The sequence below is a fragment of the Paenibacillus methanolicus genome, from assembly GCF_008124765.1.
Lineage (GTDB): Bacteria > Bacillota > Bacilli > Paenibacillales > Paenibacillaceae > Paenibacillus_Z > Paenibacillus_Z methanolicus.
The window spans coordinates 1-12,140 of record NZ_VNHS01000012.1; the positions used below are offsets into that span (position 1 = coordinate 1).

Annotated in this window: 15 protein-coding genes, 6 tRNA genes, 1 rRNA gene and 1 riboswitch; of the genes, 19 read left to right on the forward strand and 3 right to left on the reverse strand. The window is 56.3% G+C overall.

Translation table 11 applies throughout. The features are described 5' to 3' along the window. The 19 genes from BCM02_RS27725 to BCM02_RS27815 form a co-directional block, all read left to right on the forward strand. Positions 1–91, forward strand: a 23S ribosomal RNA gene (locus tag BCM02_RS27725); the annotation flags it as partial. A 128-nt stretch (positions 92–219) separates the two neighbouring features. After that, positions 220–294, forward strand: a tRNA-Glu gene (locus BCM02_RS27730). Between the two features lie 4 nt (positions 295–298). After that, positions 299–375: transfer RNA gene (locus BCM02_RS27735), tRNA-Met, on the forward strand. A gap of 108 nt (positions 376–483) precedes the next feature. Next, a tRNA-Asp gene (locus BCM02_RS27740) sits at positions 484–560 on the forward strand. An 11-nt stretch (positions 561–571) separates the two neighbouring features. After that, positions 572–647: transfer RNA gene (locus BCM02_RS27745), tRNA-Thr, on the forward strand. 10 nt (positions 648–657) lie between these two features. Continuing rightward, positions 658–730 (forward strand) — tRNA-Lys (locus tag BCM02_RS27750). A gap of 21 nt (positions 731–751) precedes the next feature. Continuing rightward, positions 752–828 (forward strand) — tRNA-Arg (locus BCM02_RS27755). A 183-nt stretch (positions 829–1,011) separates the two neighbouring features. After that, the gene (locus BCM02_RS27760) at positions 1,012–1,467 is read left to right on the forward strand and encodes a GNAT family N-acetyltransferase (protein ID WP_187434446.1); all 456 of its coding nucleotides are present in this window, start codon (positions 1,012–1,014) and stop codon (positions 1,465–1,467) included. Between the two features lie 133 nt (positions 1,468–1,600). Beyond that, complete coding sequence (locus tag BCM02_RS27765) at positions 1,601–2,926, forward strand: hemolysin family protein (RefSeq protein WP_148932400.1); 1,326 nt, start codon at positions 1,601–1,603, stop codon at positions 2,924–2,926. 364 nt (positions 2,927–3,290) lie between these two features. Beyond that, entirely contained in the window at positions 3,291–4,085 is a 795-nt protein-coding gene (locus BCM02_RS27770; RefSeq protein ID WP_148932401.1) for a sulfite exporter TauE/SafE family protein, read from the forward strand. A 13-nt stretch (positions 4,086–4,098) separates the two neighbouring features. Then, positions 4,099–4,434 carry a rhodanese-like domain-containing protein gene (locus tag BCM02_RS27775; protein WP_148932402.1) on the forward strand — a complete coding sequence of 112 codons (336 nt, stop codon included), beginning with the start codon at positions 4,099–4,101 and terminating at the stop codon, positions 4,432–4,434. Positions 4,435–4,592: 158 nt separating this feature from the next. Continuing rightward, the gene (locus BCM02_RS27780; RefSeq protein ID WP_148932403.1) at positions 4,593–5,177 is read left to right on the forward strand and encodes a sulfurtransferase TusA family protein; all 585 of its coding nucleotides are present in this window, start codon (positions 4,593–4,595) and stop codon (positions 5,175–5,177) included. 15 nt (positions 5,178–5,192) lie between these two features. Further along, positions 5,193–6,341 (forward strand): MBL fold metallo-hydrolase, encoded by a 1,149-nt coding sequence (locus tag BCM02_RS27785; RefSeq protein WP_148932404.1) that lies wholly within the window; start codon positions 5,193–5,195, stop codon positions 6,339–6,341. Positions 6,342–6,354: 13 nt separating this feature from the next. Beyond that, positions 6,355–6,582 carry a sulfurtransferase TusA family protein gene (locus BCM02_RS27790; protein WP_148932405.1) on the forward strand — a complete coding sequence of 76 codons (228 nt, stop codon included), beginning with the start codon at positions 6,355–6,357 and terminating at the stop codon, positions 6,580–6,582. Positions 6,583–6,594: 12 nt separating this feature from the next. After that, on the forward strand, positions 6,595–7,074 hold the full coding sequence (locus BCM02_RS27795; protein ID WP_148932406.1) for a DsrE/DsrF/DrsH-like family protein: 480 nt from the start codon (positions 6,595–6,597) through the stop codon (positions 7,072–7,074). 77 nt (positions 7,075–7,151) lie between these two features. Beyond that, complete coding sequence (locus tag BCM02_RS27800) at positions 7,152–7,418, forward strand: metal-sensitive transcriptional regulator (RefSeq protein ID WP_148932407.1); 267 nt, start codon at positions 7,152–7,154, stop codon at positions 7,416–7,418. Positions 7,419–7,640: 222 nt separating this feature from the next. Next, the gene (locus BCM02_RS27805) at positions 7,641–8,036 is read left to right on the forward strand and encodes a rhodanese-like domain-containing protein (protein ID WP_148932408.1); all 396 of its coding nucleotides are present in this window, start codon (positions 7,641–7,643) and stop codon (positions 8,034–8,036) included. Positions 8,037–8,228: 192 nt separating this feature from the next. Continuing rightward, positions 8,229–9,272 (forward strand): TlpA family protein disulfide reductase, encoded by a 1,044-nt coding sequence (locus BCM02_RS27810; protein WP_148932409.1) that lies wholly within the window; start codon positions 8,229–8,231, stop codon positions 9,270–9,272. 13 nt (positions 9,273–9,285) lie between these two features. Then, positions 9,286–9,681: a rhodanese-like domain-containing protein gene (locus BCM02_RS27815; protein ID WP_148932410.1), complete on the forward strand. Its 396-nt coding sequence runs from the start codon at positions 9,286–9,288 to the stop codon at positions 9,679–9,681. Positions 9,682–9,803: 122 nt separating this feature from the next. Here the strand turns inward: BCM02_RS27815 and BCM02_RS27820 are convergent, their stop codons facing one another. The 3 genes from BCM02_RS27820 to BCM02_RS27830 form a co-directional block, all read right to left on the reverse strand. Beyond that, positions 9,804–10,235 carry a hypothetical protein gene (locus tag BCM02_RS27820; protein ID WP_148932411.1) on the reverse strand — a complete coding sequence of 144 codons (432 nt, stop codon included), beginning with the start codon at positions 10,233–10,235 and terminating at the stop codon, positions 9,804–9,806. 118 nt (positions 10,236–10,353) lie between these two features. Next, positions 10,354–11,160 (reverse strand): transglutaminase-like domain-containing protein, encoded by an 807-nt coding sequence (locus BCM02_RS27825; protein WP_148932412.1) that lies wholly within the window; start codon positions 11,158–11,160, stop codon positions 10,354–10,356. A 13-nt stretch (positions 11,161–11,173) separates the two neighbouring features. After that, positions 11,174–11,271: riboswitch (cyclic di-GMP riboswitch) on the reverse strand. Between the two features lie 63 nt (positions 11,272–11,334). Further along, positions 11,335–11,991, reverse strand: coding sequence for a class D sortase (locus tag BCM02_RS27830; RefSeq protein ID WP_148932413.1), 657 nt, complete (start codon positions 11,989–11,991; stop codon positions 11,335–11,337). Positions 11,992–12,140 lie beyond the last annotated feature (149 nt).

The window sequence follows — 12,140 nt, forward strand, 5'->3', positions numbered from 1 at the left end:
CCCCTGGAAGACGACCAGGTTGATAGGTTCGAGGTGGAAGCGCAGCAATGCGTGCAGCTGACGAATACTAATCGGTCGAGGGCTTATCCTAAAAGATTAAACCAGCTGAAGAAGATGTAAGTTTCGTATCCAGTTTTGAAGGTGCATCTCATAATGCACATAAACGAAATCACCCCAACGTGAGTGGTTTTTTTTATTGGGCATGGAGCATCTTAAGAAGGCCCGTTGGTCAAGGGGTTAAGACACCTCCCTTTCACGGAGGTAACAGGGGTTCGAATCCCCTACGGGTCACCATTATGGCGGCGTAGCTCAGCTGGCTAGAGCATTCGGTTCATACCCGGAGGGTCGGGGGTTCGAGTCCCTCCGCCGCTACCAACGAACATGAAGTGACACGGAGTGGACCTAATGCGCAGCTTGCTCAAGGAACCTAGGCCTGAGGCTGCATTTGATCGAATCCTGCCGCTCATAACTACCTTTTTCTGCGGAGCCGTGGTGTAGAGGCCTAACATGCCTGCCTGTCACGCAGGAGACCGCGGGTTCGAATCCCGTCGGCTCCGCCATTTATAAACTTGCCGCTGTAGCTCAACTGGTAGAGCAACTGACTTGTAATCAGTAGGTTGGGGGTTCAAGTCCTCTCGGCGGCACCACTTCAATTTTGAGCCATTAGCTCAGTTGGTAGAGCACCTGACTTTTAATCAGGGTGTCGTAGGTTCGAGTCCTACATGGCTCATGCTTTTAATTACGTGAATATGCGCCCTTAGCTCAGCTGGCTAGAGCGTTTGACTACGAATCAAAAGGCCGGGAGTTCGAATCTCTCAGGGCGCGCCATCATGTCAAGCAGCGGATCAAGCATTCGCTTCACATACGCAGAAGCCGGTTTCGCCACGCGCGGAGCCGGCTTCTTTTTTGGTTCAAGCGAAGTTGCATGATGGTGGGCATCCCTAATTATGGTACAATATAAAGATCATGAGCGCGCATGGCGCAAATCCCGAATCGAAGGCGAGGCGAACGGTGACAATTCGCGAGGAGTCTGCTTTGATCCCGTTAGCGGATTACGGGTATCCGGAACAGGCCAAGCGCTTGCTGGCCATGTGCATCTGGCCTGACCCAGCTAGCCTAGACCGCGCGTGGGCTCGCTATCGGGAGGACGGTTGCTTGTTGTTCGGCCGGGTCGTCTCGTCTGAACTCGCAGGGCTGATTGGAATCCGGGAGGAGAACACCGGCGAATATGAGCTTCTCCATCTTGCGGTCAGGCCGAGCGACCGGGGCCACGGGATCGGCAGCGGCATGATCGCCGAGTGGATGCGGACGCGGCCATCGGCGCAATTGATCGCGGAGACGGATGCCGAGGCCGTCGGATTTTATGCCAAAATCGGGTTTCGCGTGTACAGCTTGGGCGAGACGTATCCGGGCATCGAACGTTTTCGCTGCGTGCTGCGTAAACGCGAGCCATGTTGCGAAGGATAAACAAAGCAGCGTTGACGATGGAAATCAACCGGCTGCCCATTAAGATCATGCAACTTTTCCGATTTGCTGCGTATAAACAAAGATAGCTGTTTGTAGCAAGCTGTTTGTAAAATATCTTGGGAGGTCCATTGTTTTGTCCATAGAAATTGTTGTCCTGATTTTGCTTATTGTGCTTAATGCCTTTTTTGCCGCTTCAGAAATCGCACTCATTTCGCTGAACGACAACAAGATCAAAGCCATGGCCGAGAACGGTCATAAGAAAGCCAAGCTGCTCGTCCAGTTGCTGAGCGAACCAAGCCGTTTCTTGGCGACCATTCAAATCGGGATTACGCTAGCGGGGTTCCTGGCCTCCGCGTTCGCGGGCGAATCGTTCGCCGGCGGATTGGCCCAAGTGCTGTTGGATGCGGGCGTACCGCTTTCGATCGAAATGCTGGAGACCATCTCGCTCATTATCATTACGCTTATTCTGTCCTACTTCACGCTCGTTTTCGGCGAGCTGGTACCGAAGCGACTGGCGATGACGAAGGCGGAAGGCATCGCGATGTTCGCGGTTACGCCGCTGACGATTATTTCGAAAGTGACGTCGCCTTTCGTTAAATTGCTGACGTTATCGACCAACGTGCTCGTTCGGCTGTTAGGCGTCGATCCGAATGCGAATACGGAGCAGGTCACCGAAGAAGAAATCCGCATGATGTTGGACGTGGGCAACGAGAACGGCGCGATTCAGGAAACCGAGAAGCGCATGATTCACAATATATTCGAGTTCGATAACAAGAACGTGCTGGATATCATCACGCACCGGACGAACGTCGTCAGCATTCCGGTGACGATCACTCTGATGGAATTGATTCAGGTTGCGCATTTGGAGAAATACACGCGTTTCCCGGTATATGAAGGGGATCACGATAATATCGTCGGTATTCTTCACACGAAGGACCTTATCCCGTACATCAACGTAGGCTGCGCGGAGCAATTCGAGTTGAGCAAGCTGCTGCGCAAGCCGTACTTCATACCGGCATCCAAGCCGATCGACGACGTATTCCACGATTTGCAATCGAAGAAGGTCCACATGGCGGTCGCGATCGATGAGTACGGCGGCATGGCCGGCATTATTACGATCGAAGATCTAATCGAAGAAATCGTCGGCAATATTTTCGACGAGCATGACGACGACGAGAAAGAAATCGAACAGCTGGATGCGGACACCTACCTCATTAACGGTCTCATCTCCCTGCGCGAAGTGAACGAGCTGCTCGACATTCAATTGCCGCTAGATGAATACGACACGCTGGGCGGATTCCTGATCGGCGAGCTGGGCACGATTCCGCGCAAAGGCGAACAACCTACGGTGGAGCTCGAAGGCGTGCTGTTCCGAGTAGAAGAAGTCATACGCAAACGCATTGGCAAGGTCAAAGCGACGAAGCTGCCGAATGGTGCTATCGCGGAGGCCGCTGAATAACGTAAGGATATGGAGAGGTGCCGCAAGCCTGAGATCAGGCTTGCGGTTTTTTGCGTGAATGAACACATTGGAGGGGATGGACCTTAAGGACAGGTCTCGCTGGTGCAGTACCCGTCTGCGGTGTGCGCTCGTTTCCGTTGTGAGCCGCGTCAGAGAATGTAGAGATCAGGTCCAACAAGGGTGAATCGGCCGGCTAGTAAATAGACGTTAAGCAGACGGTTTACTTGCAGCAAGAAACGCCCCTGTATTTCCCAACCCACTTCGGTGTTGACAACAATCAGTATGACTATCATAATACCCATAGGGGTATATGTATAAAACGGTTGGGCTCCTGGACTGATTGGCTTTGGAAGGAGTTTGATGCATGCATGCGGATGTGAGCTGGTTATTGGTGTTGTTTACGATTGGTTGGGCCGGTGCTTTCCTGTCCGGGTTAGTGGGCATCGGAGGTTCGATCGTGAATTTTCCGCTGTTGCTGTATGTTCCGCCGGCGCTGGGGTTCGTGGCATTTTCCGCGCATGAGGTGTCCGCGATCGGGGCGGTGCAAGTATTATTCGCCACCTTATCGGGTACGTTAGCTTACTGGAAGAGTAGTAGGCTAATCCACGTCCGATTGGTGCAATACATGGGGATACCGATCGCCGTGGGCGGTTTGGCGGGCAGCTATAGTTCTTCGTTCGTACCCGAATCGGGAATCCGCGTGGCATATGCGCTGCTGGCGCTCGCAGCCGCCATGATGATGTTGCTGCCGAAACGTAAGATAGAGGACGCAGATGCGTCGCAGCCGGAGTTCCACACAGGGCTCGCGGCAGGCAGCGCGGCGGTCGTCGGCGTGATGTCCGGTATCGTCGGCGCAGGAGGAGCTTTCATTACGCTGCCGATCATGCTCGTCCTGCTTCGGATCCCGACCCGGATGGCGATCGCGTCCTCGCTTGCGATTACGTTCCTCTCTTCGATCGGCTCCACGATCGGCAAGGCGCTGGGCGGCCATATGCTGCTTATTCCATCGATGGTCATGGTAGCGGCGAGCTTGGCGGGATCGCCGATGGGCGCGAGGCTCGGAAGGCGTCTGAGAGCCGTGTGGCTGCAAAGGTTGTTGGCCGCGCTCATTGCGTTAACGGCATTGAAAATATGGCTCGATATCATTTTACAGCGTTAAGGAGTGGGCACGAATGGCAGGGAAATTTGCGAAATCCATGACAACGGAAGAAGCGAAAGCACGGTTGGGCCAGGGAGGAGAACATCTCCAAATCGTCGACGTTCGCGAGATTGCGGAATGGGAAGACGGTCATATCGAAGGTTCAATCTCCATCCCGTTGGGCGAACTGAGCCGGCGGCATGCCGAATTGGACGGCGGCCGGGAGACGCTGGTCGTATGCCGCAGCGGCAATCGGAGCGGACTGGCGTGCGAGCTGTTGGAGTCGCTCGGATACGATGTGATCAACTTGACCGGCGGGCTGCTCCAATGGCGGGGCAACTTGGTGGCGAGCACGAACCGGAAATCGTAACTGAGCGGAATGACGAGAAGGGATGGGAAAGGTGAATTGGTTTGTGTGAACAGCCAAGGCTGGACATACAGCATTTCACCTGAAGAAGACCAAATTTTTTTATCTATTACAATACCTATAGGGGTATATGTAACTGATTCAGAAAGGGAGAACGGGAAATGTCCGGAACATCATCGATACCGACGGACTTCATTTTGGACTGCAAAGGGCTTGCCTGTCCGATGCCGATCGTGCGCACGAAGAAGGCGATGGATCAGCTTCAGGCCGGTCAAGTGATCGAAGTGCAGGCGACGGACAAAGGATCGCTGGCCGATCTGCAAGGCTGGGCCGGCTCCATGGGCCATCACTATCTGGGGACGGTGGCGGATGGCGAGAACCTGCGGCATTTTATCCGGAAGGCGAGTTCGGATGACGCGCTCGGCGGGGAGCCCTTCGCGCGGACGGCGACGAACGAGGAACTGCAGGCGAAGCTGGCCAGCGGGGAGACGCTGACGCTGCTGGACGTCCGGGAACCCGCGGAGCACGCGTTCGGCCGGATACCCGACGCGGTATCGATTCCGCTGGGCGAGCTGGAGAAGCGCGCGAACGAACTGCCGAAGGATGCGCCAATCTACGTCATTTGCCGCACGGGGACGCGCAGCGATTTGGCTTGCAGGCAGCTTGAAGGACTTGGTTTTGTCATCATCTACAACACGATTCCGGGGATGTCCGCTTGGGGCGGTCCCCTCGAACGGAAGGCATAGGAGGAGGACGAGAGAATGACAACGTCAGCGAGCATAAGCAGCATGAAAGCAGAGGAGGCGGCTAATCTCATCATCGGCGGGGAGCGGTTGTTTATCCTGGATGTGCGCAACGAAGCCGATTATGCGGATTGGAAAATCGAAGGTAAGCGGGTTGAAGCGGTCAATATTCCTTATTTCGAGCTGCTGGATGGGGTGGATGAGGCGCTTGCGGCACTGCCGGCGGATCGGGAGGTGCTCGTCGTCTGCGCCAAGGAAGGCTCGTCGGTATTCGTGGCTCGGCAGCTGGCCGAGGCGGGCGTAAGCGGCGTGCGCTATCTGGAAGGCGGGATGAAGGCGTGGAGCGAGTACGTGCGCCCGGTGAAGATCGGCGATCTTCGCGGCGGAGGCGAGCTCTATCAGTTCGTGCGGATGGGCAAAGGCTGCCTCTCCTATATGATCTTCGCAAGCGGCGAAGCCGCGGTGATCGACGCGCCGCGCATGACGGAGACGTTTCTGCGGGTGGCGGAGGAACGCGGCGCGCGCATTCGGCATACGCTCGACACGCATTTGCACGCGGACCATATCAGCGGCGGACGGCAGCTTGCGCTGCAGTCGGGCGGGACGTATTGGCTGCCGCCGAAGGATGCGCAAGAGGTGATGTTCGACTATGCCGAGCTGGCGGATGGCGCGCGCATTGCCGTTGGCGGCGCGACGATCGAGATTCATGCGCTGCATTCGCCGGGTCATACGATCGGCAGTACGTCGTTCCTCGTGGATGGGACGTACCTGTTGACGGGCGATATTTTGTTCGTCGCGTCAATCGGACGCCCGGACCTCGCGGGTCTTGCGGAAGACTGGGCAGGCGATCTGCACGAGACGCTGTATGAACGGTATCGGGCGCTGCCGGAGGAACTGATCGTGCTGCCGGCGCATTTCGGCTCCTGGCAGGAGCTTGGGGAGCGCGGCGCCGTGGCGGCGCGGTTGGGCGATCTGTTCGCGGGAAATCCCGGCCTGAACATGGCGGACGAGACGGCATTTCGCCGGATGGTGACGGAACAGTTGCCGCGGCATCCGAATGCCTATGAAGCGATCCGCCAAACGAACATGGGGCGCCTAACGCCCGCGATCGAAGAACAACGCGAGATGGAGAGCGGACCGAGCCGCTGCGCCATTCACGATAACTAAGGAGGACGAGGCTATGGAAATCAGCATGGTGGTCGATACGAAAGGGTTGGCATGTCCGATGCCGATCGTTAAGGCGAAGAAAGCGATGAGCGGCTTAAACGCGGGCCAAATCATGCAGGTGCTGTCGACGGACAAAGGCGCGGTGAACGATTTTACCGCTTGGGTGAAGCAGACCGGACACGAGCTGGTGCGTCATGAAGAGGACGGCGGCGTCTACGCGTTCTACGTGCGGAAGGTCTAAAGGGGGATCGGAATGGAAGCAAACAAGAAAACGACGATCGTCCTGTTCAGCGGCGATTACGACAAGGCGATGGCGGCGTTCATCATTGCCAACGGGGCGGCGGCCTACGATCACGACGTAACGATATTCTTCACGTTCTGGGGGCTGAACACGCTGCGCAAGGACGGTTCGGCGCCGACGAATAAAGGCATGCTGGAGCGGATGTTCGGCTGGATGATGCCGCGCGGCGCGAACAAGCTGGGCCTCTCCAAAATGCACATGGCCGGCATGGGGCCGAAAATGATCAAGCACGTCATCCGGAAACATAACGCGCTCACGCTGCCGCAGCTGATCGAGCTGGCCCAAGAGCAGGGCGTCAAGCTGGTCGCCTGCACGATGACGATGGATTTGCTCGGCCTGCGGCGGGAAGAGCTGATCGAGGATCTCGAGCTCGGCGGCGTCGCGACGTATCTCGGCGAGGCGTCGGACGGCAACGTGAATCTGTTTATTTAAGGTGTACGACCCTTCGTTTTGCCTTATACTATACCCATACGCGTATATGTGATACACCTGGAAGGGGGAAGAGCAGGATGGAATACCAATACACCGACGAGATGAAGACGAGGCTTCGCCGCATCGAAGGCCAAATCCGGGGCGTGCTGCGCCTGATGGATGAAGGCCAGTCCTGCAAGGACGTCGTCAGCCAGCTGTCGGCGGTGCGCAATGCGTCGGATAAGGCGATCGCCCAGATCGTCGCGGAAAACTTGCAGCACTGCATCCTGGAGGAGCAGGCGGCGGGCGGCGATACCGGCAAGCAGGTGAAGCAGGCGATCGAACTGTTGGTGAAGAGCAGATAGTGGGCGAGGACGGCTGGAAGGACGGCGGCGGTCGGTAGGCGCGACTGCCGGGGCGGCATAGGTGTATCGGGTTGAGACTGGCCGAGCGGTGAACCGGTTGGCGATTAACAACGCAGCCATTCGCTGCCGGATACGGTTGAGCTACACCGCCATCGTACCCGGCGCGCCGTCTCGATGCTCCGCATGCCGGTTTCTTTTTATGTTACGGAGGTAGGAAGTACGATGACGTTTAATCTCAATACGATCATAGATATCGCGATCGCGGCGCTTGTCCTGTGGCTGCTGTATTTGCAGTTCGGTCCGGTGAGAGGCTTGCGGACGCTGCCTGCCCGCGAGTTCAACCGGGCGCTTGCGGAAGCGCCCAAGGAAGCGCTGCTGCTCGACGTTCGGGAAGCGGGCGAGTTCCGCCGGGGCGCGATTCCGAAGGCGGTCAATATTCCGTTGTCCGCGCTGGGCCGCAGACTAGGCGAGATTCCGAAGGATCGCAGCGTGTATCTCTACTGCCAAAGCGGCGTTCGGAGCAAGCGTGCGGCAAGGCTGCTGAAGCGGAAGGGGTATAGCCGCATCGCGCATTTGAAGGGCGGCATCTCCGCCTGGAACGGAGAACAGGCGCGCTAAGGGAAGCCAAGTAACAAGGAATCGACGAGCAAGGTGAAACGGGTAAGCCGTCTTATAGCGGGGCGTTTCATTCCGGAGAAGTCGAGACCGGCGCCGCGGAGGCGCGTATGTAAGATGGACGATAAGCATGTCGGAAAGGCCCTGCCTGCTCAAGCGTAGGGCCTTTGCCATGCGAAAGGGGATGTAGGCGGAATGTATACGGTGCAGGCAGGTCAACTGGCGCTGAACCTGGAAATTGCGGTGTACCTGTTGTCCGGATTGGCCGGGGTGCTAGGAGTGCGCATCCGATCGAAACGGGTCGCGCTGCCGCAATCGCAAGCATCGGACGCGCTGCAGGCGGTTTTCCTCTGGCTAATCGTCTGGAAAGCGAGTATAATTGTATTCGATCCGGTTACAGTTATGGCGGAGTGGAGATCGCTGTTGTATTTTAGCGGCGGATCCAAAGGGGCCGTGTTGGCGTCGGTCGTATCGGCTGGGTATCTGCTGTACAAAAGGCATCGCGCCAAGGGTGGTCTGTTGGCGGCGGCGGAGACTTACTGTATTGTGGCCTTCGGCGCTGCGGGGGCGTTCATGGCCGTAGAGCCATGGTTCACCGAAACATGGTCCATTCGCTGGCTGTTGGCGACGCTCCTTGCGCTGCTGCTAGCTATCTGGCTCATTGCGCGGCGCGAGTCTGCCGATTGGCGCAAGCTCTCTTCGGGCGTCCTCCTCGGCAGCTTGGCGTTAACGGCGGTTATGCAGGTGCGGTTCCCGGCTGCGCATGACCCGCTCGCCGTGTCGCAAGCCGCGTCAGGAAGCGTGCAGATCGGGGCGAAGAAAGGCCAGTTGGCGCCCGATATCGGGTTTCTGGACCGGGCCGGCAAGCCGGTTGCCCTCTCCGATTACAAGGGGAAGATCGTCGTCCTGAATTTCTGGGCGAGCTGGTGTCCGCCTTGCCAAGCGGAGATGCCGCATATGCAAAAGCTGTACGACCGGTACGAGAATGAAGAGGTGGTGCTCCTGTCGGTGAACATGACGACCACGGAGCGCGGACCGGACGCCGTATGGGCGTTCGCGGACAAGAAAGGCACGACATTCCCCATCGTGCTGGATGAAGAAGGGGCCGCGATGGCGGCGTACAGCATCCGCACGTATCCGACGACGGTATTCATCGCGCCGGATGGCATCATCCATGCAAGGCTGCTTGGCGCAGTCGATTATGACGGTATGCATCGAATAATCCGGGACATGAGCTGAGGGAGGAACGACAATGTTTCGTTTGCTTGGTCTAATTATGGTAGTGGCGATCGGCTACTGGATGTATCGCAAGTACGCGCCCGTCCGCGGGCTGCGGCAGTATGCGCTGCGGGACCTATCCGGGATGGCGGCGGGGAAAGACATGCAGTTGCTGGATGTGCGGGACTACTTGGAGTTCGAAGAGGGACATTACAATGGGGCGGTCAATTTGTCGCTCGGCCGGCTTAGCTCGTTCTGGCGCAGACATGTGGAAGCGGGGCGGCCGCTCGTCCTGCTGGGCGGGAAGCCTTCCGAGGTGTACCGGGCGGCGCGATTTTTGCGGGCCAAAGGTTTCCGGCAGCTGTCGTACGCGCTCTACGAGTCGGAGCAGGAGAGCAGCGTGCCGTGTAGACAGTGTCCTTGTTGTTAACCGAATAAATATCCGGCGCAAGCCGAAAACAGAAGGGCAGCCTCCTTGGCTGCCCTTTCAAGTTTCTTGGGGATAGAGCAGCTCGTCTGCCAGGATGAATGGACCCGGCCGTTCAAGCTGCGTTAGTCGGTGACGGCCGTAAAGTTAAAGCTTTCCGGACCGACACGCGTAACGCCGAGAGCGGAGACGCTGACGAACACGGTGTAAGCAACGCCTGCGATGTTCGGCGCGTTAAAGTCCGAGCCCGCGATCGAAAAGATTTGGGCGCCCAGCAGGTTGATGTTCATATTCTCGGTAGCCGAGTAGACGAGCACGCCGGACGTGTCGAGTCCGCGATAAACCCCGATCGTCACGTTCGTGGCGACGGGCAGCAGCCCGAGCTGCAGCGCGAGCGTGCCCGTGAACGCGACGCGAGTCAGGTTGGCGTTGCCTGCGGAGAGGTCAAGCGTCTGCTGCGCGACGAGCGTCGGAGTGCCGAGGATGGAGATCGGGATCGCAATGGAGTTCGCATAGCTTGCGTTCTGCGAGGTTTTGGAATCCAAAAATACTGCCACTATCAATCACCTCCTGTAGTTACGTTCATCTTAGAATATGCCGCTAGATTAAGAGAGGATTGGACGAACGACCGGCCATTCCCTGTGTTTCATGCGGGAATGGCCGGTGTAAGATTATTTAGTAGAATTTAGTCATCGAATAGGCGGCAGCTGATTTAAACAACGAAGGAGCTTGTCCCGCCTGAACTTTTCCCGCGTCATAAGTCGTGTCGATCGTGACCCATTTGCCGGTCTGTTCCAGGTATACTTCGTTCCAGGCATGCAGGACGTTCGGGTGATTCTTCTCGTACCCGACGACCAGCTTGGTGGGAAGACCTACGCTTCTTGCCATGGCTGCGAAGGTAGCCGCGTAATCGTAGCAGATGCCGCTTGTGGATTTATAAACGGTGTCAAGGCTCGGCAGATAATCCGGTTTCACGTTGGCCGCTTTGGCGTTGTCGTATTTGAATGTCTTCGTAATGTGAGCATAAATGGCCTTGATTTTGTCTTGGTCGGTCTTGGCGTTCTTGATGAGCTGGTTGGCTTTCAGAACGGCAAGATTGTTTGCGTTCCAATTCACGATCGGGCTGGATTGCTTGAACACCACATTCTGATCGGCTAATTTCAGTTCCACCGATTCTTTATGCACGACTTTGAATTTGGTGCCGCCGGCCGCTTCGGCGATCAGGATCGTATACTTCCCGTTGCCGAGTTGAAGCGGGTAATTGCTAGCGGCGGACAGCGGATAGTCGTAGCTTGCACTGTCTTTGGTAATCCGAACGATGGCTTTGACATTAGCCGGTGGCTGGTAATGAACCTTGATGATTCCTTTGTCCAAGCGTTGGAGATCAATGACGGTGGCGGTTGAATCCGCCTTGACCGTTGGCGCCGAATAGACGAACGCGGCGAGAATGAGAAGCAGCACGACAAGTGGCTTGTTGAACACAAAAAGCTCTCCCTTCGGAAACTGGCTGCCATCTTGGCCGCGTCATCTCGCGTCAAGGAAGGCCCTTTAGTTTTGCGTCGCTAGCTTTCGCTAGGTTTGCCTTTATCGGTAGAAAGCACCGGATTTCATACTAACTAGTACCAATTTACTACATATTACGGCGGTTGGCTATTCCTATTTTGTAGATTTTTCTTGTATTTTGCCTTTTACGATCAATCGATGAGTCGGATTTTTCATAGGGTGGCAGGTAATGAGCGTAATTTCGCGGTCGCGGCCATTGCCCTCTAGTACTTCTACTTGCGTAGGCAAGACGTATTGCTTGGAATCCACGACATAGCGATAGGTCGCTTCCTTCGTTTCTACCACGATCACGTCACCGATCTTCACTTCATCCAATCGATTGAAATTTTTGCCGTAGGTACGATTTCGATGGCCGGCAATCGCATAGTTGCCCACTTGGCCCGGCTTGCCCGTATGCAGCATGCTGGCGACCGAGAGCTTCAAGTGCGCCGGCGTGGCGTCCGTAACGATCGGCAATCTCAAATCGATGGCTTCGATCGCCAGAAGCCCTTCTACGGGAGCATCCCCGATCGCCGTTGGCGTCTTCGCGGCCGCGGGCTTCGTCTTCGGCTTATCCGGTTGGGCGGCCGATGTCGGGGAAGATACTGCCGGCATCTCCGGTTCGGGCATATCCAACTGTCGCAGGTTGCTCTCCCAGGCCTGCAGAATCCGCTGTTGGCGGTAGCCTTCATAGCGATCGGCTAAAGTAGGATAGAGTAAGACCAATATACCAACGAGGATAAATAGAGAAGGTACGAATTTTTTGATCATAGGTATCGGCTGCCTTTCTGAGAAATTGGCGGAATATGGTTGTATATTTTTGTATATTCATATAAAATAGTTGCGGTTTAGTCACTTAATAGTTTATAGAAGGAGGACCGCATTCGCAAGAAAGTGCTCCAAAATCAACCAATAGATAA